At 67.5% G+C, this 26,037-nt stretch carries 29 protein-coding genes and 1 tRNA gene; 16 read left to right on the top strand and 14 right to left on the bottom strand.

Annotated features, from left to right (window positions below; translation table 11 throughout):
* Window positions 1–8 precede the first annotated feature (8 nt).
* From AB0F70_RS16200 to AB0F70_RS16185, 4 genes are all read right to left on the bottom strand, one after another.
* A complete protein-coding gene (locus AB0F70_RS16200) occupies window positions 9–893 on the bottom strand; it encodes a helix-turn-helix transcriptional regulator (RefSeq protein ID WP_357449903.1) in 885 nt (294 codons plus the stop codon).
* Window positions 859–1,353, bottom strand: a complete 495-nt coding sequence (locus AB0F70_RS16195; protein WP_357450082.1) for a DUF6879 family protein — start codon at window positions 1,351–1,353, stop codon at window positions 859–861. Before AB0F70_RS16195 ends, AB0F70_RS16200 begins: the two co-directional genes overlap by 35 nt.
* A 35-nt stretch (window positions 1,354–1,388) precedes the next feature.
* Entirely contained in the window at window positions 1,389–1,622 is a 234-nt protein-coding gene (locus AB0F70_RS16190; protein WP_357449900.1) for a hypothetical protein, read from the bottom strand.
* A gap of 175 nt (window positions 1,623–1,797) precedes the next feature.
* Complete coding sequence (locus AB0F70_RS16185) at window positions 1,798–2,940, bottom strand: epoxide hydrolase (protein WP_357449897.1); 1,143 nt, start codon at window positions 2,938–2,940, stop codon at window positions 1,798–1,800.
* A 63-nt stretch (window positions 2,941–3,003) separates the two neighbouring features.
* Here AB0F70_RS16185 and AB0F70_RS16180 point away from each other — a divergent pair, with 63 nt between their 5' ends.
* Window positions 3,004–3,966, top strand: a complete 963-nt coding sequence (locus AB0F70_RS16180; RefSeq protein ID WP_357449894.1) for a WYL domain-containing protein — start codon at window positions 3,004–3,006, stop codon at window positions 3,964–3,966.
* A gap of 29 nt (window positions 3,967–3,995) precedes the next feature.
* Here AB0F70_RS16180 and AB0F70_RS16175 read toward each other — a convergent pair whose 3' ends face one another.
* Entirely contained in the window at window positions 3,996–4,607 is a 612-nt protein-coding gene (locus tag AB0F70_RS16175; protein ID WP_357449891.1) for a hypothetical protein, read from the bottom strand.
* A gap of 59 nt (window positions 4,608–4,666) precedes the next feature.
* On the opposite strand from AB0F70_RS16175, the gene AB0F70_RS16170 reads away from it, so the two are divergent.
* A complete protein-coding gene (locus AB0F70_RS16170; protein WP_357449887.1) occupies window positions 4,667–5,479 on the top strand; it encodes a hypothetical protein in 813 nt (270 codons plus the stop codon).
* Here the strand turns inward: AB0F70_RS16170 and AB0F70_RS16165 are convergent.
* The 4 genes from AB0F70_RS16165 to AB0F70_RS16150 all read right to left on the bottom strand — a co-directional run bounded on the left by AB0F70_RS16165 (window position 5,451) and on the right by AB0F70_RS16150 (window position 11,638).
* Complete coding sequence (locus tag AB0F70_RS16165; RefSeq protein ID WP_357449884.1) at window positions 5,451–7,244, bottom strand: P-loop NTPase fold protein; 1,794 nt, start codon at window positions 7,242–7,244, stop codon at window positions 5,451–5,453. The two genes, AB0F70_RS16170 and AB0F70_RS16165, sit on opposite strands and share 29 nt — an antisense overlap.
* Before the next feature lie 800 nt (window positions 7,245–8,044).
* Window positions 8,045–9,430, bottom strand: coding sequence for an SIR2 family protein (locus AB0F70_RS16160; protein WP_357449881.1), 1,386 nt, complete (start codon window positions 9,428–9,430; stop codon window positions 8,045–8,047).
* Window positions 9,430–11,040 (bottom strand): NUDIX hydrolase, encoded by a 1,611-nt coding sequence (locus AB0F70_RS16155; protein WP_357449878.1) that lies wholly within the window; start codon window positions 11,038–11,040, stop codon window positions 9,430–9,432. Before AB0F70_RS16155 ends, AB0F70_RS16160 begins: the two co-directional genes overlap by 1 nt.
* A gap of 525 nt (window positions 11,041–11,565) precedes the next feature.
* Window positions 11,566–11,638 (bottom strand) — tRNA-Asn (locus AB0F70_RS16150).
* A 249-nt stretch (window positions 11,639–11,887) separates the two neighbouring features.
* Between AB0F70_RS16150 and AB0F70_RS16145 the strand changes: the two genes are divergently transcribed.
* Complete coding sequence (locus AB0F70_RS16145) at window positions 11,888–13,003, top strand: BadF/BadG/BcrA/BcrD ATPase family protein (protein WP_357449875.1); 1,116 nt, start codon at window positions 11,888–11,890, stop codon at window positions 13,001–13,003.
* Here the strand turns inward: AB0F70_RS16145 and AB0F70_RS16140 are convergent.
* A complete protein-coding gene (locus AB0F70_RS16140) occupies window positions 12,992–13,561 on the bottom strand; it encodes a hypothetical protein (RefSeq protein WP_357449873.1) in 570 nt (189 codons plus the stop codon). The two genes, AB0F70_RS16145 and AB0F70_RS16140, sit on opposite strands and share 12 nt — an antisense overlap.
* Window positions 13,562–13,695: 134 nt before the next feature.
* Here AB0F70_RS16140 and AB0F70_RS16135 point away from each other — a divergent pair, with 134 nt between their 5' ends.
* Together AB0F70_RS16135 and AB0F70_RS16130 are read left to right on the top strand one after the other, a co-directional pair.
* On the top strand, window positions 13,696–14,820 hold the full coding sequence (locus tag AB0F70_RS16135; protein WP_357449870.1) for a M15 family metallopeptidase: 1,125 nt from the start codon (window positions 13,696–13,698) through the stop codon (window positions 14,818–14,820).
* A 263-nt stretch (window positions 14,821–15,083) separates the two neighbouring features.
* Entirely contained in the window at window positions 15,084–18,158 is a 3,075-nt protein-coding gene (locus AB0F70_RS16130; protein WP_357449867.1) for a carbohydrate-binding protein, read from the top strand.
* 104 nt (window positions 18,159–18,262) lie between these two features.
* Here AB0F70_RS16130 and AB0F70_RS16125 read toward each other — a convergent pair whose 3' ends face one another.
* Complete coding sequence (locus AB0F70_RS16125) at window positions 18,263–19,204, bottom strand: C45 family peptidase (RefSeq protein ID WP_357449863.1); 942 nt, start codon at window positions 19,202–19,204, stop codon at window positions 18,263–18,265.
* Window positions 19,205–19,731: 527 nt separating this feature from the next.
* On the opposite strand from AB0F70_RS16125, the gene AB0F70_RS16120 reads away from it, so the two are divergent.
* Window positions 19,732–19,911, top strand: coding sequence for a hypothetical protein (locus AB0F70_RS16120; RefSeq protein WP_357449860.1), 180 nt, complete (start codon window positions 19,732–19,734; stop codon window positions 19,909–19,911).
* 5 nt (window positions 19,912–19,916) lie between these two features.
* Window positions 19,917–20,192 carry a ribbon-helix-helix protein, CopG family gene (locus AB0F70_RS16115; RefSeq protein WP_357449857.1) on the top strand — a complete coding sequence of 92 codons (276 nt, stop codon included), beginning with the start codon at window positions 19,917–19,919 and terminating at the stop codon, window positions 20,190–20,192.
* A gap of 69 nt (window positions 20,193–20,261) precedes the next feature.
* On the opposite strand, the gene AB0F70_RS16110 is transcribed toward AB0F70_RS16115, so the two are convergent.
* The gene (locus AB0F70_RS16110; protein ID WP_357449854.1) at window positions 20,262–20,471 is read right to left on the bottom strand and encodes a hypothetical protein; all 210 of its coding nucleotides are present in this window, start codon (window positions 20,469–20,471) and stop codon (window positions 20,262–20,264) included.
* 190 nt (window positions 20,472–20,661) lie between these two features.
* Here AB0F70_RS16110 and AB0F70_RS16105 point away from each other — a divergent pair, with 190 nt between their 5' ends.
* A complete protein-coding gene (locus tag AB0F70_RS16105; RefSeq protein WP_357449851.1) occupies window positions 20,662–21,069 on the top strand; it encodes a tyrosine-type recombinase/integrase in 408 nt (135 codons plus the stop codon).
* Between the two features lie 280 nt (window positions 21,070–21,349).
* Here the strand turns inward: AB0F70_RS16105 and AB0F70_RS16100 are convergent, their stop codons facing one another.
* On the bottom strand, window positions 21,350–22,549 hold the full coding sequence (locus tag AB0F70_RS16100; protein WP_357449848.1) for a site-specific integrase: 1,200 nt from the start codon (window positions 22,547–22,549) through the stop codon (window positions 21,350–21,352).
* A 290-nt stretch (window positions 22,550–22,839) separates the two neighbouring features.
* Complete coding sequence (locus tag AB0F70_RS16095) at window positions 22,840–23,175, bottom strand: helix-turn-helix transcriptional regulator (protein WP_357450079.1); 336 nt, start codon at window positions 23,173–23,175, stop codon at window positions 22,840–22,842.
* A gap of 180 nt (window positions 23,176–23,355) precedes the next feature.
* Here AB0F70_RS16095 and AB0F70_RS16090 point away from each other — a divergent pair, with 180 nt between their 5' ends.
* From AB0F70_RS16090 to AB0F70_RS16055, 8 genes are all read left to right on the top strand, one after another.
* Complete coding sequence (locus AB0F70_RS16090; protein WP_357449843.1) at window positions 23,356–23,595, top strand: hypothetical protein; 240 nt, start codon at window positions 23,356–23,358, stop codon at window positions 23,593–23,595.
* 44 nt (window positions 23,596–23,639) lie between these two features.
* Complete coding sequence (locus AB0F70_RS16085; RefSeq protein WP_357449840.1) at window positions 23,640–23,888, top strand: helix-turn-helix domain-containing protein; 249 nt, start codon at window positions 23,640–23,642, stop codon at window positions 23,886–23,888.
* A gap of 74 nt (window positions 23,889–23,962) precedes the next feature.
* Complete coding sequence (locus AB0F70_RS16080; protein ID WP_357449837.1) at window positions 23,963–24,256, top strand: hypothetical protein; 294 nt, start codon at window positions 23,963–23,965, stop codon at window positions 24,254–24,256.
* Window positions 24,253–24,432 carry a hypothetical protein gene (locus AB0F70_RS16075; RefSeq protein ID WP_357449834.1) on the top strand — a complete coding sequence of 60 codons (180 nt, stop codon included), beginning with the start codon at window positions 24,253–24,255 and terminating at the stop codon, window positions 24,430–24,432. The genes AB0F70_RS16080 and AB0F70_RS16075 overlap by 4 nt, the downstream gene beginning before the upstream one ends.
* Window positions 24,432–25,082 (top strand): hypothetical protein, encoded by a 651-nt coding sequence (locus AB0F70_RS16070; RefSeq protein WP_357449831.1) that lies wholly within the window; start codon window positions 24,432–24,434, stop codon window positions 25,080–25,082. The genes AB0F70_RS16075 and AB0F70_RS16070 overlap by 1 nt, the downstream gene beginning before the upstream one ends.
* Entirely contained in the window at window positions 25,079–25,354 is a 276-nt protein-coding gene (locus AB0F70_RS16065; RefSeq protein ID WP_357449828.1) for a hypothetical protein, read from the top strand. Before AB0F70_RS16070 ends, AB0F70_RS16065 begins: the two co-directional genes overlap by 4 nt.
* Window positions 25,354–25,776: a hypothetical protein gene (locus AB0F70_RS16060; RefSeq protein ID WP_357449825.1), complete on the top strand. Its 423-nt coding sequence runs from the start codon at window positions 25,354–25,356 to the stop codon at window positions 25,774–25,776. The genes AB0F70_RS16065 and AB0F70_RS16060 overlap by 1 nt, the downstream gene beginning before the upstream one ends.
* Complete coding sequence (locus tag AB0F70_RS16055; protein ID WP_357449822.1) at window positions 25,773–25,934, top strand: hypothetical protein; 162 nt, start codon at window positions 25,773–25,775, stop codon at window positions 25,932–25,934. The genes AB0F70_RS16060 and AB0F70_RS16055 overlap by 4 nt, the downstream gene beginning before the upstream one ends.
* Window positions 25,935–26,037: the final 103 nt, after the last annotated feature.

The following is a 26,037-nucleotide window of genomic DNA, read 5'->3' as shown; positions in this document are numbered from 1 at the left end:
GTTCTTTCTCAACCTTTCTCCGCTGTGATCCGGGCTGCGATCTGCTTGCTCGCTCGTTGAAGGACAGCCCGTGCCTTCTGGTCATAATCGGCGTCCAGCGCCATCGACTCGAACACCTTCGTATGGAGCTCGATCTCCTGCTGCTGCTGGAGGTTGAGCTGCGCGGAGACTGTCTCGACCAGGACGAGATCGTCGTCGTAGACCCAAAAGCTGTGCTCCGGCGCGAGCGCCGTCCTTCGCTCGAACGGGATGATTCCGAGCCGCACGTTGGAGAGCATCGACAGCGACATGAGCCGGTCAAGTTGCGCGAGCATCGCCTCTGGGGCGCAGATCGCATACAGGAGGACCGCCTCGGTCAGGACTATGCGGAACTTCTTGGACGGGTCGTACAGGATCTCCTGCCGGCGCATCCTCGCCGTCACTGCCTCTTCTACGCCCTCGCCCTGAGTCCATACCCGGCCGGACTGTTCAAGCAGCCCACGCGCGTACTCCGGCGTCTGGAACAGCCCTGGCACGATCAGCGACTGGTAGCCACGGAAGATGCGTGTCTCCTGCTCGCGTCTCGTGACCGCCGACTGCACCTGTCCGAGACCGCCACGCATGATCCGCTGCCACTCTTGGTAGCGGGTCTCGATGGTGTTGAGGTCTGCCAGGAGACCTTCCATCGCAGTCTCGTCGCTGACCGCACGGCACCAGACACGGATGTCGTCGACTGTCGGAGACTGCCGGCCGTGCTCGATCTTGGAGACCTTCGACGGTACCCACGACAAAAGATCAGCGAGCCGCTGGCCGGTTAGGCCAGCGGCTCGCCGCAGGTCCCGAAGGCGCGCACCCAACTCGTTGCGCGCCTCTCGGATATCAGCGTTCGTCGAAGTGTTTCGCGGCAAAGTCATCTCTCTTGACGGCGTGATGCCAAGCCACATCGCGCGCGTGGTTCATGTCGACCACCATGGCCGGATCCTCGATCAGCTCGAAGCCCAGGAGAGTGTCCTGGTCATCAAAGACCATCTTGGCAACCGTACGGGAGTCGAACATCCAGTAGTCGAACGTCGGCAGCCCAAGCCTGTCTGCGTCCGGACGAGCGAGGTAACGGATGTCCTCGCCCGCCTCATTGTTGTATGTCGCCAGCCAGAGACTGAACCGGGAGTAGTCACTTAGCGGGACGTCGACCACTCGGACACGTTTGAAGGTGCGTCCCTGCCTCGTGGCTGTGCGGACCTCGCTCAGCCAACCCTCAAGCGTCGCGGGATCGATGCGGCCCTCGCGCACAAAGACCTCGAGGTCGTCGAGCCGGGAGTTGTAACGCTCGCGGACCTCGAGCCGGTAGGCGGTGTGCTCGAACGAGTCGAACAGCGCCTCCCATGCGGGGCCGATCGGTGTCAGCGCGCTCAGGACTCTTCCCCCTGCTCCTTATGAGCCAGGTACATCTCCAGGATGTCGACCGGCACCTCGACGATGTCCTCATGGTCGGGAATGGTCCCGACGTCAGCCAGAGCGCTTCGATCGGTGACCTTCCAACCCTGGACGAGGAAGGTCTTGCGGTCGGTCCGGTCTGTGGCGAACAGGGTGGGCGAGTTCTTGTCCGGTGACTCAGGGTCCTTGCCGATGAGGTGTGCACGCATGGCGGGGAAACCTTTCTAGAAAGAAATGAACCTGCCCGGCCATGGTCCGTGCCGTGCTCGCCTCCGTCAAGAGGTAGGCGTGAAGCAGGTCGAACCCGCCAACTCATGCGGGCACCTCGCGGCTGAGCTCTGCGAGCTCAGTCGTCTTGGTGGCGCGGCCAACCCTGACGCCGAGTCAGGAAATACCGCGGAAGAAGGCGCGGATGTCGTCAGCGAGCAGCTTCGGCTCCTCCATTGCCGGGAAGTGGCCGCCCTCGGCGAAGTCGGTCCAGTGGCTCATCGCCTTCCGCGGGTCGATCGTGCGGCGCACTAGGGGGTGGGCGTCGAACACGGCCCACCCGGATGGCACGTCGGCGGCCATGGCCCAGCCGAGCCCCGCGTGCTCGCCCTCGTAGTAGAACTGCGCGCTCGACGCTCCGGCACGCGTGAACCAGTAGAGGCTGACGTTCGTGAGGAGCTGGTCACGGTCGACCGACTCGTCCGGCGTCCTGTATCCGCTGCTGGTCCTGGTCCTGAACTTCTCGGCGATCCACGCGAGCTGACCGACCGGCGAGTCGGTGAGGGCAACGCCGATCGTGTCGGGGCGGTGGTTCTGCATCTCGAGGTACCCACGGTCGGCCGCGACTTCGCTGCGCGCTGCTTCGACCTGGGCGATCTCGTCGTCGGACAGGCCCTCGGGGTAGGGGAACTTGTCGCCGACGAACCCGAGCAATCGGCCGTCGGCACCGACGTGCGTGCCGATAACGCGCTCCGGGTAGATGGCAGCGAGCCGGCCGGTGATGCCTGAGCCGATGTCGGTGCCGTGTGCCGCGAACCGCTCGTAGCCGAGTCGCGTCATGATCTCGGCGTACGCATCGGTGGTGCGCGCCAGCTCCCAGCCGGTCCCGGACAGCGGCGTCGAGAAGCCGAAGCCGGGCAGCGACGGAATGACGACGTGGAACTCGTCGGTCAGCAGCGGGATGAGGCGCTGGTACTCGACGAACGAGCCCGGCCAGCCGTGGCTCAGGATGAGCGGGGTCGCCTCGGGGTTGGCCGAACGCACGTGCACGACGTGGAACGTCTGCCCGTCGACGACCGTCGTGAACTGCTCGTACTCGTTCAGCGCAGCCTCCTGCGCGCGCCAGTCGAAACCGTCGCGCCAGTACTCGGCGAGCTCGTTGAGGTAGGCCTGGGGGATGCCGCGGCTGAAGTCCGTTCGGTCGTCCCGGCCCGGCACGGGGAGCGGCCAGCGAGTGCGTGCCAGACGGCTGCGCAGGTCGTCGACGTCGGCCTGCGGGACGTCGATGCGGAACGGTGTGAGTGTCTTGTTCTCGTTCATGACATCCACGCTCCCGGCAAATGCGGCAGGTTAGCTTCCGCAATTGCTGAAATGATCGAGAGCATGTTGGAGACCTCGGCCCGCCTGCTCGAGCTCTTGTCGTTGCTCCAGCTCAAGCGCGACTGGACGAGCTCCGAGCTCGCCGGTCGGCTCGACGTGAGTACGCGGACCGTGCGCGCCGACATCGGCAAGCTGCGGTCGCTCGGCTACCCCGTGGACGCGCGTCCCGGCGTCGCGGGTGGGTACCGGCTGGTCGCCGGGACGGCGATGCCCCCGCTGCTGCTCGACGACGACGAGGCGGTGGCCGTCGCCGTCGGGCTCGGTGCGGTCGCGACCCGAGGGATCGGCGTCGAGGAGACATCGCTCACCGCGCTCGCGAAGCTGGAGCAGGTGCTGCCCTCGCGCCTGCGCCGTCGCGTCGAGGCGGTACGCGAGGCGACGAGCGCCGTTCCAGGGGCGGAACCGCCGCTCGATCTCCCGGTGCTCGGCGGGGTCGCTGCCGCGATCCGCGGCCACGAACGGCTCCGGTTCGGGTACACGAAGCCCGGGGCCAGCGAAACGGCGCGCCACACCGAACCGCAACGGCTGGTGAGCTGGGGGCCGCTCTGGTACCTGCTCGCCTGGGATCTCGACCGTGACGACTGGCGGGTCTTCCGGGTCGACCGCATGGCTCTCCGCGCACCGACAGGTGCGCGGTTCGCGCCGCGTGTGATCCCGGAGGGCAAGGTCGTCGAGTACGTCGTCGGACGTGTCAGCAAGGGGTCCTGGAAGTACCGTGCCCGGATCCTCGTGCACGCCCCCGCCGCTCAGGTCGCCGCGAAGATACAGATCCCGGTCGACATCGAGGTGGTCGACGAGTCCACGTGCCGTGTAGTGCTGGGCGCCGACGACCCGGACGGGCTCGCGCTGTGGATCGCGCAGTTTGACGTCGACATCGAGGTGCTCGAGGGAGACGAGCTCGCGGCGGCGTTCGATCGCCTCGCGACGAGGTTCCGCCGTGGGGCCGGTGGCGCATACGAGTCGTGATGTTCGACCGCCTGGTCGTTCGACGGCCTCTAGTGCCCGGAGCCCTGCTTCGGCCAGTCGTAACGCTGCGGCCATGCCGATCCGGCGTGCCTGGTGCTACTCGGTTCGAGCCGGAGCTGAAGTGTTTGGGGGCGGATGTCGACGACCCGGAACTGAGCCTCGACGCCAGGCTCCGGCCAGGACACCTGGTTCCGGAAGAACCACGTGGCGTCCACGAAGCCGTGGACCGGGTCATGCCCGATGTCGACGTAGGTGCCAGTGACGCCAGAGGGCCAGGGATTGAGTCCGAACGTCCCGTTGATCAGGGACCCGTGAGGGAATGGGCCGGTCGTCGGCTGGGCGAAGTTCCGATGGCTGACCGCCCTGCGGTAGACCCGGTCGAACTCGTCGGCCCCGACTGGGATCGCCCCAGGTGGAGCCTCCACGACGCCTTCTGCAAGTACGCCGTAGACAGCCTCGTAGAGCTGGACGCCGAGCAAACCGGCCCCGTCCCGGAGTGCGATCACTTCGTCCAGGCGGGCGGCGACAATCGGCTCGTCAGCACGGATGACGACATGGCGAGCGGCATAGCCCTCGGTGTCGAGCTCGAGCCAGTGCCACTCGTCCTCGTCGGGCCAGTAGGCTCGAAATCGACGTTCCACGGGCCTGACCTTAGTGCGGAACCACTCAGGCCTTGGTCGGTGGGAGGAGCAGGTCAGACATGCAGGTGACGATGACGGGCGCTCCGGCCTGGGCGGGCCGTGTCAACGAGGACTTCGTCGGCGCCCTACCGACCGCAGCGGTACTGGTCGACGGTGCCGGCATCCCTGGCACCGAGTCGATCTGCCAGCATGGTGTCGCCTGGTACGCCAGCCGTCTGGGGAGCAGTCTCCTCGGCCTCCTGGCATCTGGGCCGGACCGCAGCCTGCCCGTACTGCTTGCCGACGCCATCACGCAGGTGACGGACGCTCACCGGGAAACCTGCGAGGTCGCCGACCCCATCAGCCCGTCGGCGGCGGTGGCCGTCCTGCGCTTCTCCGGCGGTCTCGTCGAGTACCTGGTGCTTGGTGATGCGGTCGTCGCGCTTGAAAGGGCTGACGCCGAGCCGCTCGTCGTCACCGATCGCCGGGAAGTGGTCATCAGCCGCTCGTACGAGCCCGCGATCGAAGCCGCGGTCGCGGGCAGCGACGAGCACCAACGGCTGCTCCGGGACCTGCGGGCCAACCGGAACCGGCCGGGCGGCTTCTGGGTGGCCAAGGACGACCCGCGGGCGGCGGACGAGGCCGTCACCGGAAGCTGTCGCGCGACCGAGCTGACGGGGGCCGCTCTGCTCAGCAACGGAGCGAGCCGCATCGTGGACCAGTTCGCGATAGCCGACTGGCCTCAGGTCATGGCCGTCCTGGCATCGAGCGGACCTGCCGAGATCCTCCGTCGCGTCCGAGACGCGGAGGCGCGCCTCGCGGTGACGGCGGACGATGCGACGATCGCCTACTGCCAGCACCAGGTCAGTGCCGCTCCGTCAGGTGGAAGCTGAACCGCGCCACCTCCCGCGCCCAGACCCGGTGGCTGCCCACCTCGGCGGGCACCCCTGCTGCGACCGCGCGCTCCGTGACGTCACGCATCCGACGCCAGGCCGCGCACGCGGCGCACCGCTCGTGGTCCGCGGTCGTGTGCCTGCCGCTCAAGGTCTCGATCACCGCGGCGAGGTGTACCGCGTCGGCGTGGTCGTCGAGCTCGCGGAGAAGCTGCGAGGTCTGCTCCGGCGCGCCCACGAGCAGGGCCAGCAGGAGGGCGGCGGGCCGCAGGTCGTCGTCGGGCCCGGTCGCGTACCGGACCAGCTGGTACAGCGTGAGCAGCTTCTTCGCCGCCCGCGGCGTGGTCACGGCCTCGCAGACCAGCGCAAGGAGCCCCGCCTCCTGGGCGCTCAGGGTGCCTGAAGCCGGCCGCACGGACACGGCGTCGTCGCCCGGGTCAAGGGCCAGGTCATGCGGTAGGAGACCCTGGTCGGCGGCGGTCCGCAGGAGGTAGCGGCCGCTGACCGGGGGCACGAGGCGGGGGAGCGCGTAGGGCACCTGGAAGAGGGTGTCGAGGTGGTCGAGCGCCCCGGCCGCTCGGCCCTCCAGGTGCGTAGCAGCCGCAGCGTCCTGTTCGAGGGCGTGCCGCAGGGTCCGTGGATCGGCGGCCACCACGATGACGAACAGGCTCGTCGACAGCAGCAGCGTGACGGCCTGCAGCACGTCGACGACCCGGTCGGGCGGGCACCGGTCGAGGTCGTCGATGTGGAGCACGATCCGCTCGACCCGGCCGTCGGCGTCGGTGTCACCAGGGCGTCGCAGGTACTCCTCGGCCTGGGCGAGCTGGTCGGCGAAGGTCCCGAGGTCGTCCCGCAGGTTCCCGACGAACCCATGGGCGCGCTCCAGGCGGCCCTGGTGGTCGTCGCCGTGCAGGAGGGTGGACAGGCCGTCGATGGCGTCGTCGGCGTCGAGCTCGGCGAGGCGCGTCTCCGCCTTGGTCCTCTCCTGGTCGAAGGTCGCGAGGACGAGCTGCGACAGCGTGCCGACCACCCCGGTACGCGTCGGGTCCAGCTCGGCCACACGGCTGCGGTAGCCGGCGATGACCGCCGTCAGCGCCGCCACGACGCCCGACGAGGCGAGCAACCCGCTGACCCAGGTGCCTGACTCCGCGAGCCAGGCTGCGACGTCGGGTGCGACGACGGGCAGGAGCGCCAGCCCGCCGACGACCAGTCCGGCGACCACGAGCACGACGACGAGCGGCAGTGCCTGGCGCCACCCGCTGCGCAGCAGCGCCCACGGCAGCAGGAGGAGCACCCGGGCCTGGTGCAGGGCGGCGACGAGAGAGCTTGCGTCCTTGGCGGTCCCGATCTCGTGCCCGAGCCGGACGGCCCGCGCACGCATGCGCTCGGCTCGGTTCGTCGTCACGGTGCGCTGTCGGGCCCGTCGCCGGGCGTCGAGCGGCCCGCGACGGCGTCCTCTCACGTCCTCGCCGGGCAGCGCGGCGACGACCTTCGCGACGATCCCGACCAGAACGGAGCTCTCACCGTGTGCCCAGGCGTTCCACCGGACGACCCGCACCGACGCGACGGACTCCGGGTCGCCCGAGACGGCCCGTGCCTCGATCTGCGTCTGCAGGCGCCGCAGGAACGCGGACTTACCGCCGCCCCACTCGCCCAGGACGGCCACGGCGTACGACGGCGGTGCCGTGCGTGCCGTGAGGAGGTGCGCCAGAGCCTCGACGTGGGGCCGTAACCCGAGGTCGTCGCGCACGGCGGTCGAGGTCAATCTTCCTGAGCTGGACATCAGGGACGCACGCTAGCGCATCGGCCGGGCGCGTTGCCGGGGCGGGCCAGCCTCCAGGTCGCGGCGACGGCGAAAACGACGAGGCCCTGAATCCCCACATTAAGAAGGGGGTTCAGGGCCTCGTTCGGCTCCCCCGATTGGACTTGAACCAACGACCGTCCGGGTAAGTTCGCTGTCAACCGGTTGAGACCCGATGTGACGTGTTGCGTGCGCTGACTCGCGCGAGGCTGCCCACCGACCAGCATGGACCGTGTAGAGCCAGGTGTGGCGGCTGGACGGCCCCGACATGGGCGCTGCGCTGGGCTTCGTTGATCTCCTTGGCTGGGCATGGAACGTTCTTGCTGTAGGAGCTACCGACAATCTCGGTCGTGGTGGCTATCCCGGGGAGGCTGAGACCGCAATTGCATGGCGACGTTGGCGTCGAGGTCTGCTGATCGGCAACCTGACAGGGGTCGTCCACCAAGTGCGCAGTGACCGCGCCGTTGCTCGCGGCCATCCAGACGTCGTCGACCGGCAGTTCCACGGCCACGGGCTGAGCGCCCGCGAGGCAGCGCCCGGTCGTCAGCACGATGTGGTGACCAGCAGTGCGGACCTGCACGGAGCGATGCGCACGGCGACGGTCGGCGGATAGCCGGTACTGACATGTGTTCAGTTGGTTTAGTACGAGACGAGTATTGGCGCGGTGACGTCCGTGGGTCGCGCAGTCCGCAGCTGAAGCCATGCTCGGGCCACGCCATGGCTACTAGGGACCTAGATTGCAGGCGGCGAATTTCTTTCTCGCTCTAACCCTCAAGAAGCAGGGCTCTCACCCGCTCTAGAAATGCCGAATTGCCGCCGGAGGCCTCATTCATCGCGGCGAAATCGGAATCGAATCTACGAATGGACTGACGTACCAGCCCGGCGTTGAGGTCGACGCGGCCGTAGGAGTAGAGACGCCCGTCTCGCGAGGCGCCCTTCGTGCTAGAAATCAGTGCCCGATCAGCCGCGATCCATTCGTTGGCATCGGACGCCCTTTCTGACATTGCGACCCGAATTTTTCCAGGGAAACGCTCCACGAAACTAGCAAATGTCGCGATTCGTAATCGATAAGCGGCGCGCGTGTACCCTTTTCCCATTGCATGTGTCAAATCCTCGATCGGATTGCAGAGCAGATCGATGCTGCCGCCGTCACGCTCGAGGAAATCAACGGTCACGTCGCGCAGCTGTGCCTCCATTGCCTCAACCTCAGGGTCGCCGAAGATGTCTATGTCGCTCTTGTATGGCACGGTGAACGGACCCAGTGCTGCCCGAACACGCAGTCGGCGTTCAGGACCTAGATAGTCGCGCAGGCGTTCGGTCTCCCGAACAAGTAGTCGTGTCCTACTGACCCTGTCGACGGCTTCTAGCATTGCTGACTGAGCGAGTTCCTCAAGGAATGCCGTCACGCCCCATCGGTCGTCAGGAGAAACCGTCGCGACGATCGGAATCAATCCCAGATCCTCGTAGTGTCGCGTTCGAATACCGTCGTCCTGAACGAGTATGTAGTGTGATCGATGTGCGGCCGCCCCCGATTCGTGGTTGACGTGATTAACGAGAGACTTGACGAAGGCGTCACGCATCCCGAATCCTAGAAAAAGAACGGGTCGCGTGGCCAGGATTGTTCGAAGCAAACTCATCATCAATCCATTAGATTGATACAATTCTGCGTAAGCCTTCTCGCCAAAGACTAATGTATCGGGTCGATCAACGGTGCCGTGGAACTTAACGACCTGCGATGCCTCGCCCTCGCGCCAATTGCGAACTTCTTGAGCTTCTGATATCACTGAAGCGATGTTCCCGTGTTCTCGCAGAGATCGCTCGATCAGTGTGTCGAAATTGGTCGTCAGAATGGTTCTAAAGGGGAGTTTGGCGATAAGGCGGTGCTGCAGGGTTGGAGAGTAATGATCCCCGTAGGCTTCTCGTATTATCCGATCGAATTTGGCCCGCGGAACGTACCTCGTGACGGCATCAGGAGTTTCGAGCAGGTCGAGCGGCACGCTCCCCGCAGAGTCCCCAACCGTTATGTGACTGCGCAGGACGTCAACCACCCGATCCCAGCTGGCCATGCCGGATTCGACAGAGAGTCCTGATCCAATTAGAGGAACTAGAGAGCCTTCGCGTGCGGCATCCACCAAGCTGCTAGGGAGCATCAGCGCTCCTCGATGGTGCTTAGCCAGACGCGACTGAGCCAGTAACGCCAGACGGACTCGATCTTCTCCGGGGATCCGTCTCCGGCCTCAAGCGCACCGAGTTCCTTCAGTCGCTCGACGTTGCACCACTCTGCGCCCTTGGTCTCACGGGGAGAGAGGGTCAAGGCACCGTTTGCGTAAGCGCGGTAGACCTTCCAGTAGTGCCATGACCCGTTTATTCGTCGGCATCTATTCTCGACACGGCCTTCGCTCACGAGTTCAACGTCGTGAATGTCGAGCCCAACTTCCTCCTTGGCTTCCTCTATCGCCGCCTGCTCGTAAGAGCCATGCTGGTCCACGTGCCCGGCAGGTGGGGCGATTCCGAACGGAAAGGTGCCACGGTCGATCATGAGAATTTCGTTGCGCTCGTTGAAGATCAAGATGCCGACACTTGTGTGATCGCAATATTTTGGCATGTTCTGATCGTCAATCTCGCTAGAGGATCTGCTAATTGTTGTCACCTCGCGTACGCGTCCCATGAATTGATGCCAGCTGGACATCGGCCGAATCATAGCGGCAAAAGGCGAAGGATGCTCGGTGCCATCCTCGGGCGGGGAGTATGCGATGATCTCCTTTCCTGCGTGGAGGGCGTACTGGAGTTCGGAAAGTACGCCTGCGTGATGCATGCCTCCGAGAAACGGACGCCAGGAGACTACGGCATCAGACGCATCGATCCAGAAAAAGTCTCTCTCGGGAACCTGGGCTTTGGCTCTGCGAGCGATATGTGACCAAGAGTCATCGCCGATCGAGAGGTCTGAGTTGCTTCCCTGCAACCCGAACACTGAGCCAACGAGCGGCCTTTCAGTGGCCTCAGGAAAACGATTATTTGGGCCAATCAATAGTCGTTCAGTTACGTCGGGTTTCGGCCCTGATATCAGATACTCCTCGTCGATGGCCAAGGGATCGTAGATCGTTGCGCGCTGATCACTCATCCATTTGCGAAATCCCAGGAGGTCGCCGGCTAGCGGATGCTGCCGGTCTCGGCGAAACACATTGATGGGGTAACACAAGTAGACGGACGATCTGGTCGATGACAAGAGTGCGGATTCGAGTATCGGTGTCCCTGACCGCAGAGCTACTAGTAACGGCGATGCCCCATCACGATGTGTGTCCGTCACCCGGCTGTGAAACTTCTGCAGATGGGTAAGCTGAAGGTGGCGGAGCATTAGCGCTTCTGCTATGCCGCTTGACGACCTGTTTTCGACCGACGCATATACGTCGTCCATCAGGAAGGCCACTTCAAGAGTTCCCGCCAAATCGGCAACTGTGCGGGATAATTCCACCAGTTCGTCGGTGCCAACCAAGCACTCCGGACCAGCCCTGGTGATTTGATGTGTGTTTGTCAGCACAATCGTGAGAGGCGCGGCACCCTCCGCGATGTTCTGGATCATCGCGCGCCAAGCCGTCTTTGCCGCCGACAAGCGTCGATTGAATGTAGTTCCAGTCACCGGAAACGCGATGGGCTCGAGCACAATCACGTTTCGCTGGTCCACTGCAGTTGCTTCGATGGCAATTCGCGCGGCCGACTTCTGCGTCGCGGGGTCAGATCCAACCAGAAGCAAAACCTTCATCAGTGTCCTCTAGTGACTCGGTGCGAGTGAGGGACTCTTGATTGAGTGGATCCTGTGTGGGTGAGTCAGACGGTACACGCCGGAGCTGGTCCTGTGAATGGCCAGGTCACAGGCTTCCCTGCGACTTGGGTAGCAGGATCGGGCATGATGAACCGACCAATATCGGTTTTGATCGGATCAATGCGGAAGGTGTGCGTTAGTGTCGCAGCATGCGCGGCAGCTTCGCACACACCTGGTCGTCACAGGCCTGACTGAGAACTCGATGATCATCGGGTGGTCACCGCGGACGTAGGTCTGGTGCGAACCTCGCGTGTGCTCGTTCATCGTTGTTGGCGAGCCAGCATCGAAGGAACCTCAAGCGGACTTCGTTCCGCCATCCGCTTGGCTGATCCGCGCCTAGGCCGTAGAGCAGTCACGGGCGGTGTGATCGCGAGTCGGCGCCGCTCTCTTTACCGAGCCTGACGGCGGCACGGGCGAGGCCCCGAAGCCCCCAGTTGAACTGGGGGCTTCGAGGCCTCTGAGATGCTCCCGCGGTTGGACTTGAACCAACGACCGTCCGATTAACAGTCGGATGCTCTGCCAGCTGAGCTACGCGGGAATGCGTCCGCCCCAGTCCCGTGCACCGGGAGGGCGACCGGTGAAAACTCTAACAGGTTTGGGCGGGTAGTCCTGTCGTGTTTTCCGAGGGCTCTGTCACAGGTCGGCGACCCGTCGGCGTCGGCGCCCGGATCCGCCCCGTCGACATGCCGGACAACACGCCGATCCCGGGCGAGATCGAGGATCTGCCATGTCGTTCGCGGCCCTGTTGTGCCACCATCTTCGGGTGCGGGCAGCTGACACCCAGAGGGTGACCGATCCTCCGCCTGAGGACACCTGGGTAGTCGGCCTGGACCTCGGCGGAACGGGTTCGCGCGCCGCCGCGAGCCCTGGGCCCGGCCGGCCGCATATCCGTGTCGAAGGTCCGCCGCTCCATGTCGTGGACGGGCGCTCCGACGCCCCCGACGTCGTTCGCGGGCTCTGCCAGGACCTGATGCGTGAGCTCGTCGCCGCACACGCCGGCGCCGGAGCACCGCAGGTCTCGGCGGCCGCCGTCGGCCTCCGCGGGATGATGGCCATGGACCGGGCCGGCCGCCTGGATCCGTACGCCCTCCACGACGTTCTCGCCGAGAGCCTGGGCACCGAACGGACCGCCGTCTCGACCGACGCCGTGACGGCGCACCTGGGAGCCCTCGGCGGGCGCGGCGGCGCCGTGCTCGTGGTGGGCACGGGTGCGGTCGGCGTCGCCGTCGACGAGTACGCCCGCTGGTACCTCGCGGACGGGCTGGGCTACCTGGTCGGGGACCAGGGCAGCGGCGGATGGATCGGCCGCGAGGGGCTCACGGCCGCGAACAAGGCTCGCGACGGACGCGAGGACGGCGCCTCGCAGGTCCTGCTGCGGGCCTCCGAGCGGCACTTCGGCCGCCAGCGGCACGGGATCACTCTCGACAGCAGCCCGGACGCGCTCAGCCTGCTTGCCGGGTTCGCGCGAAGCGTGCTGGCTGCGGCACGGGCCGGCGACCCCACGAGCGTCGCCATCCGCGCGGCAGCCGCGAGTGGGCTTGCCGACACCCTGCGCGCGGCGCTCAGCCACCCGGGGGTCGAGCCAAGGGTCGCGACGACGGGCAAGCTGATGGCCAAGGTCCCCGAGCTGCGAGCCCTGGTCATGTCGCATGTGACCGACGTCCGCCCCGACGTCGAGATCGTCGACGCCGCGGGGGAGCCCCTGGACGGTGCTCTCGTCCTGGCCCGGAGGCTCCTCGAGACCTCGGAGGGTGTGCCGTCGAACCGGCCGTTCCTGTCGGTCCGGATGGGGACGCCCGGTCCCGTACCGCTCGAGAGCGCTACCGTCCCCAGGGCGTCCCGGCGGCGCAAGAAGCTGCCCGACGGCGACCCGGCCGCCCTGCACGCAGGCTCAGGCAGGTAGCCCCGCCGCGCTGCGCACCCGGGCCTCGGCCGCGTCGATCGCGCCGGCCGTGCCGGGATCGGCCAGGTCGACGTCGCCTCCGCCGATCACCTGGGAGAACAGCTCGCCGTCCGCCCGACGTCGGACCGCCACGCGGGCGGAACGCCCGCCCGGGAGCTTGACCGGCTCCGCCAGGACCACCGACCACTGCACCCGCTCACGCAGCACCTGGGGCAGCACGGAGCGCCGGCCGTCGAGGGGGAGCGGCGTCGGCTCGTCGCCGTCGACCCAGTGCACCTGGATGACGTTGGACTCCGTGTCGTAGGCCGCCCGGTCGACGTCGGACCACTCGCGCTGCACGACGACGGACGGCGCGCCCCGCGACTCGGCGTCGTTTTCACCGCTCACCGCCTCGGGCGCGGAGATCATGAGCAGCTCGGCGCGCGTCGCGAACGCCCACGCCTCGCCGGTGGACGTGACCAGCGCCGCCCGCGCCAGCAACGGGCCGGTGCGGTGCGAGCGGACGGTACGGCGAACGGCCTTCTGCGGGCCGTGCCCGAACCACGATCGGAACTCCATGCCTCCACCGTAGTGCCGCGGACCGGGCGCACGAACGAGGCTGATCCCGCGGCGCTCGGCTCCGTCGGTCCAGCCCACAGTTCACCCGCTGGTCGGTCAACCGGCAGGCGTTCGGTGACGTAAGTTCTGGCTTCGTGACCTCGACGAACGCCATGCCTCATGTCGATCCCCATGACGTGAAGCCCGGCGGGACCGCGAGAGAGCGGCGGGAGGCGAAGATCCGCCGTCGCCGGAGCATGCGGACGGTCATCGTGGTGACGCTCGTGGTCGTCCTTGCGATGGGTGGCGGCGGCCTCGCCTGGTACGCCGCAGAGGAGACCGCCGACCTCGCCACCCAGAACGCCACGGCGAAGCAGCTGCTGACAACCTCTGACGGCAAGGTCGCCGAGCAGACGACGCGCGACGGCCTCTCCGCGCAGATCGCGGAGGCCGAGACGGTGCTGGCCGAACCGGTCCTCACCCGGCTCGTCACCGGGACCGGTGACGCCAGGGACTCCCTCGAGGCCGCGTCGGGCGCCGTCGAGGCATCCATGGTCGAGTTCGCCCGCAGCCAGGTCACGGCCGCCCGCAACGGCATGACGACCGCTCAGGCCCGCGCGGAGAAGGTCTACACGGCGACGAAGGGCATGGGCGTCGACGACGTCGTCCGCGGGCAGCTGCAGGCCGCCCTCGACACGCTCGCTGCCGTCGACGCCGCCGCGAACGAGACCCTTGCCGGCGAGGACCTGGGCGAGCTCGAGAGGGCCGCCGCCGACCTGAGCACGAACCGCTCGGCTCTCACGCTCGCCACGCAGTCGCTGACCGACGCGCAGGACGCGATCACCTGTCCCTGGCCGGACCAGAGGTGGGACCCGGACAGCGGCAAGGTGCCGAGCTCCGCGCTGGCGGCGATCCCGTGGGCTCCCACGCACTTCGTGCGCGCCGACGTGCTGCAGGATCTCGTCGACCTCGACGCCGCGTACAGCCAGGCGTTCGGCGAGCACCTCACGATCAACTCGTCCTACCGCACGTACGAGTCGCAGGATGCCCTGTACGACCCGGCGTCGCCGACCGCCGCGCCGCCCGGTTGCTCCAGCCACGGACTGGGGCTCGCGGTGGACATCGGCGGCGGGGTCCAGACGTTCGACACCGAGCAGTACAGCTGGCTCAAGCAGCACTCCGAGACCTACGGCTGGACCCACCCGGACTGGGCCGAGCCCGCCGGGCGGATGCCGGAGCCGTGGCACTGGGAGTCGGTGCTCCTCCGCGCTGGCTCGTGATGCCCGGGCTGGTGCGCGCGGCCTCGTGACTCCGGGCTCGTGACGCCTCACCACTGAATCCCAGGTGATTCTCAGATCGCACGCCTCAAGGGGTTGCCATCTGAGAAACCGGTTACTAGGCTCCGGGAAACCGGTTACCCACGTGGGGTCAGTATCACCCGGCGGATCGCTCCAGAGTCGGGGCGGGCGCGTTCCGGAACTCCACGTCGCACGAAGAACCACAGCACCGTCCCGCTTTCAACGACGAACGTGAGGCAACGACGATGAGAAGACCAAGAGCAGTGCAGCTCCTGTCGGCGGTGGCCGCGATGACCCTCGCGGTCACGATCGGGGTGACCGCACAGTCGGCCCCGGACGCGGCCGCAGCGACGGGTAGCGCAACGGGCTTCGCCACCCAGAACGGCGGCACCACCGGCGGCGCCGGCGGGCAGACCGTGCGGGTGAGCACAGGGACCGCGCTCCATACGGCACTGTGCAACCGCACCACCAAGAGCACCCCGATCAACATCGAGGTCTCCGGCACCATCAACCACGGAAACACGAGCCAGGTGTCGGGTCCTGGGTGCAGCACCGCGTCCGGCGTGATCGAGCTCAAGCAGATCAGCAACGTCTCGATCATCGGTGTGGGGAGCGGCGCGGTCTTCGACCAGATCGGCATCCACATCCGTGAGTCCAGCAACATCATCATCCAGAACGTGACGGTCCAGAACGTCAAGAAGTCCGGCTCGCCCACGTCCAACGGCGGCGACGCCATCGGTATGGAGAGCGGCGTCCGGAACATCTGGGTCGACCACGTCAACCTGATCGCCTCTGGCGGTGAGGCCGAGGGTTACGACGGCCTCTTCGACATGAAGAACGACACCAAGTACGTGACGCTCTCCTACAGCATCATGCGCAACTCCGAGCGCGGCGGGCTGGTCGGCTCCAGCGAGACCGACGTGTCGAACAGCTTCATCACGTACCACCACAACCTGTACCAGAACCTGAACTCCCGGGTTCCGCTGCTGCGTGGCGGCATCGCGCACGTCTACAACAACCACTACACGGGCATCGTGGAGTCCGGCATCAACTCGCGGGCCGGGGGCAGGGCGAAGGTCGACAACAACTACTTCGAGGACTCCAAGGACGTCCTCGGCACGTTCTACACCGACCAGGCCGGCTACTGGCAGGTCGCGGGCAACATCTTCGACAACGTGACGTGGTCCGCCCGCAGCAGCGAGCACAACCCGGCGGGCCCGAACCCGACGTCGAACACCTCGGTCAGCATCCCGTACTCGTACCCGATGGACGCCGCCAACTGCGTGCCGTCGGTCGTGAGCCAGACGGCGGGCGCGAACAAGGGCAACCGGGTCTCGGACGGCAGCTGCACGCCGACCAACCCGACCGACCCCACGGACCCGACCGACCCGCCCACGGACCCGCCGACGGACCCACCCACCGGCACCAACCTGAGCCTGGGCGCGGGCGCCGACGGCACCAGCAAGGCCAGCGGCACCAGCTTCGGCAACGTGCTCGACGGGAACACCGCCACCTACTGGTCACCCTCTGGCTCGACCGGACGTGTCTCGATCAAGTGGGCCTCCGCGAAGACGGTGTCCAGCGTCAACATCCGTGAGGCCTCCGGCGCGGTCGGCAACATCGGCTCGTGGCGCATCGTCAACAACGACAACGGCGCGGTGCTGGCGACCGGGAGCGGCGCCAAGGCCGTCAACTTCGCCGCGACGTCGCTGACCAAGATCAACTTCGAGATCACCAGCTCGACCGGCACGCCCCGGATCGCCGAGTTCGAGACCTATGCGGGATCGTCGGCCGCCGCGGCCAAGACCATGGGGACCTCGGCAGTCGCCGCGGTGGAGCGGTTCGAGGCAGAGTCGTCCGCGGCGACCTGCGGCGGCACCATCGACACGAACCACTCCGGCTACTCCGGCAGCGGATTCTGCAACACCACCAACGCGTCCGGCGCGGCGCTGCAGGTCAACGTCGGCAACGGGGTCGCAGGGGCCGCGACCCTCGCGGTCAGGTTCGCCAACGGCGGCACCACCGCCCGCACCGCGGACCTCGTCGTGAACGGCACAAGGGTCCAGGCGGTCTCGTTCGAGCCGACGGGCGCGTGGAACACCTGGTCCACCAAGTCCCTGCCGGCCACACTGGTCGCGGGCGCCAACACGATCCGGCTCGTCGCGACCAACTCGGGCGGCCTGGCGAACATCGACTACGTCGAGGCCCCGACCGGGGGAACCACCGAGCCGCCGCCCACCGGGGACGCGCTGTACGTGGCGCCCGGCGGCACGGACAGCGCCGCGGGGACCCTGGCGAACCCGACGACGCTCCCGTCGGCGATCACCCGGATCGCCGCCGGCGGCACGATCTACCTGCGTGGCGGCACCTACAACTACTCGCAGACGATCGCGATCCCGCCGGGCAAGAACGGACTGTCGGGCAACCGCACCGAGCTCTTCGCGTACGCCGGTGAGCGGCCGGTGCTGAACTTCTCGGCGCAGAGCGAGGACCCGGCCAACCGTGGCCTCGCGATCGGCGGCGACTGGTGGCACCTGCGCGGTTTCGTCGTCGAGCGTGCGGGCGACAACGGAATCCTCCTCGGCGGCGACAACAACGTCATCGAGCGGGTCGTCACCCGGCACAACCGTGACTCAGGGCTCCAGCTCTCCCGCTACACCGCTGGAGCGCCCCGGGCCGACTGGCCCGCGAACAACCTCATCGTGTCCTCGGAGTCGCACGACAACGTCGACTCCGACGGTGAGGACGCCGACGGGTTCGCGCCGAAGCTCACCGTGGGCACCGGCAACGTCTTCCGGTACACCGTGTCCCACAACAACATCGACGACGGCTGGGACCTGTACACGAAGTCCGACACCGGTGCGATCGGCGCGGTCACCATCGAGGACTCGCTCTCCTACGAGAACGGGACCCTGTCCAACGGCGGCCAGGCCGGCAACGGCGACCGCAACGGCTACAAGCTCGGTGGCGAGGACATCGCGGTGAACCACGTCGTGCGGCGCAGCATCGCCTTCGACAACGGCAAGCACGGGTTCGGCTACAACCGGAACCTCGGCTCGCTGACGGTCGAGAACAACCTGAGCATCGGCAGCACGGAGCGCAACTTCAACTTCGACGGTGGCTCGTCGACGTTCCGGAACAACACGTCCTGCAACAGTGGGTCGAACGACCGGATCATCGGCAACGACGCGGGCGGCAACCAGTGGTACGCCGGCTCGAACGGGTCCCGGTGCGCGCAGTACTCCGGTTCCCTGAGCTGGTCCTTCGCGTCCGACGGGCGCCTCGCCGTGACGATCGGAGGCACCGCCGTCAACCTGTGACCTGACGGCCACTGACGGCTGCGGGCGGTTTCTGGAGGATGCGAGAACGCATCCCGGGAAGCCGCCCGCAGCCGTCGGCGCCTGCCGGCCCGGCAGTTCGCCTACTACTGGTTCCCGAAGGCTATGGACCGGGTCCCCGACGTGAAGCGGTCGAAGGACTGCTCCCAGACCTGACCCGGCCAGTGGTAGGTCACCTGCCCCTCGCCCGGCTGGTAGTCCGCCGTGTAGACGGTTCCCCAGCCCTCGTCGAACCCCGGGCGATACAGCGGCGGACGAAGCATCGCCGACACGTCCGCGCCCGACTCGCGGATGGCGGCCAGCCGCTCCTGGGTACGGGAGCCGCGCTCGTCCTCGTCGGACACCGGCAGATGCTGGTGGTTGGCGGCACAGGCGTCCGGGGCCTCGGTCAGCTCGATGTCCGGGCCCACGTAGACGGTCGTCGCGCGCTCGGCGTCGACCAGCGTCACGTTCTGCGGAACCATGACCGGGATCGTCCTGAGCCGCTCGACAGCTTCGGTCACGGTGTCGCAGGTCTCGAGCAGGTACCGCAGCACTATGACTATCGCGAAGCCCGGTCCCTGGGTCATGCGCCCGCCGAAGGTGAGCGAGACCGCGAGGCCGGCGTCGTTCATGCCGTCCAGCAGCCCCCAACCGCCCTCCTGCATGCCGATGACCGGGCGTAGGAAGTCGGAGCGGACGATGGTGCCTTCGCACTGCGCGAGCGGGAAGTCGTAGTTGCGCAGCAGCCTGCCGTTTCCCCCGGTCTGGGTGCACCCGGAGAAGAACGGCCGGATGGCGTTCATGGCGAGAAGGGTCTCGGCGTTCGGCCGGTTCAGCTGGCCCGCGAGGCGATCCAAGAGGGGTGCCAGCTCGGGCATGTGTTCGTCGAACATCCTCCGGGCACGTACCGCGCCGTCCGGAGTCCGTCCGTCGTCGGTCAACCAGCCTTCCGCGGCCGGCCACAGCGTCCGGATGTGGGCGGACCAGCGCCCGTCGCTGCCGTCACCGCCGTCGATGGCGCGAAAGGTCTTGTGCAGCTGCGTCATGGCCCTCGTCCCGGAGCTCATCTCGAATGATGTGCCGCAACGTACCTAAATCCGCTGGTCAAAGCCAGGAAATGGCACTCGGCGCTGCGGGCGGCCTGTGTGGGACTCGCATTCGGCAGCGGCAGCGCGGCGATAGCAGAGAGGCCCGGAATCGGCGGGATTCCGGGCCTCTGGTGCCCCGTACAGGACTTGAACCTGTGACCGAGAGATTATGAGACGCCCGTTCTCACCAGATAGCCGCTGGGTGCCATAGCTTGCCAATCGGTGCGACGGGGCGGCTGACGCTGGTGCTGAAGGTGACCATAGGTGCGCACTCGATGCCGGTCATTTCGATGGGTTTCCGCTGGGCACGCTTCGGACACCCGCCCGACCGCGCTCACCATGCGCACCTCACCTCTTCCAGTATCGCGCCTATACCCGCTTGACTCTTCGGGTATCGCCGCCATACTGAGGAAGTGGAATACGTGGTGGGGCGGACGGCACGGAAACGGTCCAAGGGCTTCGACTGGTCACTCGTGGAGGAGGTCATGAGCCAGCACGACCCGATCCGGTTCGAGGAAGACGGACGAACCTGGCTCGGTTGGCTCGGCGACGACGGGCAAGGCGGCCGATGGGAAGTGATCGGGCACCTCGCCGACGACGAGCCAGACCTACTCGTCATCACGCGCGCCCAGCGGTTCCAGCAGACGTTCACCGAGGAAGGATGAACACGATGACCAAGTACACGCGCAGGCCGGAGGAGCCGGGCAAGGACCACTCCGGCGGGATGACCGACGAGCAGATTGAAGCCACCACTGAGCGCGTCTCGCAGCGCCTGCGGAACCTCCACCGAGGCGGCTACTCGCTCAGCGGCGAAGAAGAGCACTCACCGAAGGTGTCGGTGACCCTGCCCCGCGACGTCCGAGACAAGGTCGCCGCACGAGCTGCCGCCGAAGGCGTGTCGGTCTCGAAGTACCTCCGGCGCATCATCTCCGAACACGCCGCCTGACCCGGGGCTCGCGCCATATGGCCAAGCACTGAGGCCCCGCCCTGACGGGCGGGGCCTCAGTGCGTCCGGCTAGAGGGCGGTGCAGTACGCCGCAGTCGCGTCGTCCGAGAGCTTGTTTCGTGGCCATCGTGTCGCCTCGGGATCGCTGGCCTCGGCGTCCCTTACCTGGCGGATCAGTCCACCTGGGCCCGACTCCCGCAGAACGTCAAGCGCGCCGGGCCAGTCGTAGAGGCCGAACGGATCGACGGCGCGGGCCGCACCGTCGCTCAGTGCCGCCACCTGACGAACCTCTGAGAGCGGGACCTCCCCTGTGAGTGCATGCTCCGCTGCGGCCGGGTCAGTGGTCGCTACCCAGAACCCACCTGGCACGTTACGAGCCGCCAACTCGGCGTGCTTCATGCGCACCAGAGCTGCCTTGCAGGCGACGATGGTCGAGAATCGCTTGGTTTTGAGGTCCTTGTGCAGGTCCTTGGTCCGCGAGCAGGGTGTTCGCCTGTTCCGGCAGGACAACACGAAGGGCAAGAAGTCGCGCGGTCACCTGGTGCCCAAGTTCGCGATGACGATGCTCGAAAGGCGAGCGGCCGAGGTTCCGCCGGGGGAGCTTGACCTCGTGTTCCCCTCGGCGCGGGGTCTCCGTGAGGTGACGACGGTCGATAAGCAGTGGCGCAAGTTCCGCGAGCGGCACTCGGAGTGGTCCTGGATCACCCCGCACACGTTCCGCAAGAGCGTCGGCACGGCGGTAGACCGTGGTGCCGATATCGCGGCAGCGGCGGCACAGCTCGGGCACTCGGACTCGGCGATTACGGCGAGGCACTACATCATGACGGCCGCAGTCGGCCCGGACCACCGGGAAATCCTGGAGCAGTTCGGCGCGTGATAGCGCTGGGTTTCCGCTGGGTCGGCACCATGTAACGAAAGCAGAGAGGCCCGGAATCGGCGGGATTCCGGGCCTCTGGTGCCCCGTACAGGACTTGAACCTGTGACCGAGAGATTATGAGTGCGTCCAGCGACGTTTAGCATGAGTTAGCGTAAAGAAACTTGACTATCCAGAACGGCGAGATATCAACGATCCTGGACCCTCGCAAGGGGTCAAGGTAAAACTTGAATGCACATGGTTTAGCGGCTGGCTGCGCCATTTCTGCGCCATGGCGCAACCCTCAGGCGCTCGCAGTGCGGCGCGCACGCAGGGCGGCGAGCTCGTCGACCGGCTCGACGATGGGCTCGGGAGCGGGCGGGGGAGTGGTCGTCGGCGCTGGGCCGAGGGCGGCGAGGACCTCCTGCGAGGCGAGCTCGGTCAGCCGTGCGTACCGCTGGGTGGTCGACGTCGAGGCGTGACCGAGCAGCTTGCCGACCTCCTCGAGCTTGCGGCCGCCCTGCAGGAGCCAGCTGGCGTACGTGTGCCGCAGGTCGTGCGGGCGCACGTGGCCGAGCTTGGCGGCCTTCACCGCGGCTCGGAACGCCTCCGAGTAGCGGCTGTGGCTCAGGACGAAGCCGTCCTCGTTCGTGAGCAGCAGCGGCCCCGGGCAGTGCCCCTGGGTGTGCGTGTAGCCGCAGTCGGTGGCGCCGAGGACGTACTCCAGCGCGGTCAGGTCCGCCCACTCCGCGATCGGCACGGTGCGGATCTTCTTGCCCTTCGGGTAGGGCTTCATCTCGTACGCCTTGGAGCTGAACGCCTCGACCACGTCGATCACCCTCCGGTCGAGGTGGACACGGGCGCGGTGCAGGCCGGCGAGCTCACCCCACCGCATGCCCGTGCTGACCAGAAGCGTCGTGATGACCGCGACGTCGGGTTCCATCTTCGCGAGCAGCCGACCGACCTCGTCCCGGGTCAGGTACCGGTCCTGCCCCGGCGGCGTGCCGGGCAGCCTCAGCTTGTCGGCGACGTTGGTCGGCAGCACCTCGGCGTCCTTCGCCGCCGCCAGCGAGGCGGCGAACAGGCCGACGATCAGCCGGACATAGGCGCTCGCCCGGGTGGTCTGTATGCCCTTGGCATTCTTGTAGGGCTCGCGCAGCTCTGCCGCCCAGTCCTTCACGTCCTGGCGGGTGATGTCGCACAGCCGTGTGTCACCCCACCGCGGCATGAGGTAGTTGTCGCGGCGACCACGGTCGGACCGCTCGGTCTCGGTACCGACGGTGCGGCTCGGCCACCAGGTCTCGCACCACTCGCGCCACGTGCGGCCGCCCGCCCGCGGGTCACGCCAGCCGAGCGACCGGGACTCGGCCTCGGCAGCGGCGGCTGCAAGCTGCGCCTCGCGCTTATGTACGAATGGGCCGCCCGGGGCATTGCGGGTCTCGCCGGCGGCAGTGCGGTAGCGGCCCCGGTACTTGCCGCTCGCGAGCTGGTCTGTCCATGCCATCGCTGACCTTCCTCTCTAGTAGGGAATATGCGTGTGCATGTAACATTGCGACATTTCGCTATATGAAGTGAATTCACCCGGGTATACATATCGGGTAAACCGCTGAATTGCCCCAAGCAAGCAATGCGTAGGTTGCACACTTACCGACATGCCAGACGCAGGGGACAAAAACAACTTCGAATCGGTTCCACCCACTACGGCAGAGCTGCTGGACTGGGAGGCCAGGGCGGCCGGCGATATCCGCCTCGATCCGCTCCACGTGCCAACGCCGGCCGTGCGAGCCTGCCCGCTCATCTGTGCTTTTGCACCACAGTGTCGGTACTCGGTTGGGTACGACGCTGCCGCGGTCCGCTCCGGGGTAGGGCGACGCCCGCGGCTATGTCCTCGGCCGTCACAGTTGTGGCATGCGGTACGAGCTGAACGACGTCGGGTTGCCCGCCGCTCGCTAGTCGCCGCGCATCGTCTATGACCCGTCCCGCAGCGACGCCAAGAGCTGAGGAAATCTTCAGCAGCTCATAGACGGTGAGGCCGCGCTTAGCGCGCAGTGCGCGGGAGAGTCCCGACGCGTCGAGACCGGTCGCGGCTGCGAGGTCCTGTTGGTTCCACGCCGGGATCTTCGCCGCCATGGCGGCGCGGAGCAGGGCGGCAACCTGCTCCTCCTCGGGCGTGGGTGGAGGCCGTTTTCCTGTAGGCATGGCATCCATCCTGCCGCACACGCATGCCGCATGGCTATATGGCAGACTCCTTCACATCTTCTACACACTGCCATGTTGCAGAGTGTCTGCCATATGGCATAGGTTCCAGTCATGCCGATACAGAACGCCGACGCAGCGATCGCGGAGAACGTCCGCGGCGCAGCGACCGAGGCGAAGATCAACCTCGAGGAGCTGGGCGCAGAAGCGGGCATCGCCGACCGCACGTGGTGGCGCCGGATGACCGGCCGTAGCCCGTGGCTCGTGTCGGAGGTGATCGCGGTCGCCGAGGTCCTGGACTGCGACGTCGCCCCGCTCCTCGAGGCCCAGAAGGCCTCGACGCGCGCTGCGTGACGTGCCATATGGACAGCCACAAGGCAAGTGACAGGAGCGGTTCTATGGTCCCCCGACTGACCGTCCGCGCCGCGGCCGCCGCCGCGTGCGTCCACAAGATCACGCTCTACCGCGCCCTCGAGGGCAAGGAGCTCCACGGCGAGCAGCGCGCCAAGGGGGGCCGCTGGACGATCCGGCCGGAGTGCCTGGACGCCTGGCTCGACAACGAGAAGTGCGAGCACCAGATCGCGGCCGCCGCGGTGACGAACCTCGCCGACCGGCGTGCAGCTCGCGAAGCCCGCACCTCCGCCTGACCACAGAAAAAGCCCGAGGCCCGCACCTCCGACAAGAGCAGCGCGGACCTCAGACCCTGAGAGGACAGCATCCCATGAACAGCAGCATCACGACCAGCACGCCGGCCCCGGAGGTGGGACCGACCTCGACGCCGCTCGCGCTGGCGAAGGCCGCGCTCGAGGCCGCGCAGGACCACGGTCTGAACCCGGACGACGCGATCAAGGAGGCCCGCGCGAAGGTCTGGGCCGCGCGGTGGCGTTCGGTCCTGGCCGGCGACGCGACGATGGCCGAGCTCTGGCTCGACGCCCTCGCGTACCTCGGCGACAAGGGCGGCCAGCGCGCCATCGCCAACCGCGCCGCAGCCATCGCGAAGGGCGGCCGGGCATGAGCACCAACGACCCGTGGCCCAAGGGCTCCGTCGAGGAGGGCCCGCTGCCGCAGCGGATCACGGGCGCGTCCCTGCCCGACCTGACCGACGCCGAGGCGCTCGACGCGATGGACCTCCGCGACGCCAAGATCGCCGCCCGTGTCCGCACCGAGGGTGACCGGGGCGGTGTCCTCTGATGACGACCAACGACCGCACCATCACGGTCGCGGACTACGCGGCGGGCCTGCGGGCGCTCGCGGACTTCCTCGAGGCGGCCGGCCTGCCGGCGAGCGTCAGGTTCCCGACGCTGCCCCTCGGCATTCAGCTGACCGTGACCAGCGCAGACGCCGTGAAGGACTACGCGCTCACGCACGACCTGCCGGTCACCGGGCGTCGCCACACGAAGACGGTAGTTGCCCTCGGCCCGAACCCGGACACGTACTACGACGGATCCATCGAGCTCACGGTCGTGTACGTCCCGGACGAGGCGGAGGACGCGGCCGCCGAGGAGCCCGAGGCGACCGGAGTCGACACGTACGACTGCCCCGAGCCCAACTGCGACTACAGCGTGTCCGCCGTCGGCACCCCGGACCCTGACGAGCCCGACGAGTTCGCCGAGGACATCGAGCAGCACAAGCGCGGCCACGCGCCGCCCCTGGGCGGTACGCCGAGCCTGGTGCAGCTCGACCAGGCGGACGCCGGGCACCGCGTGATCGCGGAGGCCTTGGCGTTCGACGAGCTCGACGACAGGCGCGATGGCCTCGACGTCGCAGGCGTGGACGCCTGGGACACCGCACGCGAAGGCCTCCGCCAGGCGCTCGCTGACTTCCGAGAGGTAACCCGATGAGCCTCACCCACCGGCCCCCGCGGGACCAGCCGCCAGCCGACCGCATGCACAAGCACTTCGTCGAGCGTCTGACCCGCAACGGGGCGCCGCTCGTCACCCGCCCGCTGCAGGAGCTCCTGCCCCGGCAGCGCCGCCGCATCCCGCTCCGCCTCTGGCAGGTCGCGGAGGTCGCCCGCAAGGCCACCCTCGAGGTCCTGACCGGCACCGTGCTCGGTGTGGCGACGGCCGCGATCGTCGTCGGGCCCGTCGCCCGCGGGATGGGGTGGATCTGATGCGCCGCAAGTTCGAGCGCCCGCCGGCGCCGGTACTGCTCGGGCTGGCCGCGCTGTACGTCGTGGGCGCCGCGGGCGTTGGTGGTGGTGGCGTCGCCCTCGGGTTCTGGCTCGACGAGCCCGCGACCATCACCGAGACCATCACGCACGACGCCGCGCCGGCGTGCCGCGAGATCGAGGCCGAGCTGCAGGCCGAGCGCGCCCGCGTCGAGCACCTGGCCGAGGCGCAGGAGAACGTCGACCACGCCGCGGCCGATCTCGCCGAGGTCACGCTGTCCGCGGACCCCGACGCGATCATCCGGTCCGCCGAGATCCTCGACACCGCCCGCCGCGACGAGCAGCAGACGCGGCTCGACCTCGCGACCGCCCACGCAACGACGGACGCCGCCGTCGCCGACTGCGCGCCGGAGCGTGAGCAGTGAGCCGCCCGGGCGACGCCGCGGCGATCGCGACCGGCGTCGGTATCGGCCTGGCGCTCTGCGTCGCAGCCAGCCTCGCGGTGTCCGCGCTCACGCCGTCGACGCCCGAGCCGGCGCCCGCCCCGGGCCCGACCCCGACCATCTCGGCAGTGCCGGCATGAACGCCGGCGAGCTCGTGCCTCATGTCCTGCTCTGGCTCACGGTCGCGCTACTCGCGCTCGCCGTCGCCCACTACATCGTCCACACCCTCAAGGGAGGGCACCG

It is taken from the genome of Promicromonospora sp. NPDC023805 (assembly GCF_040639635.1).
Classification (GTDB): domain Bacteria; phylum Actinomycetota; class Actinomycetes; order Actinomycetales; family Cellulomonadaceae; genus Promicromonospora.
This window is presented reverse-complemented; position numbering and strand designations above follow the sequence as displayed.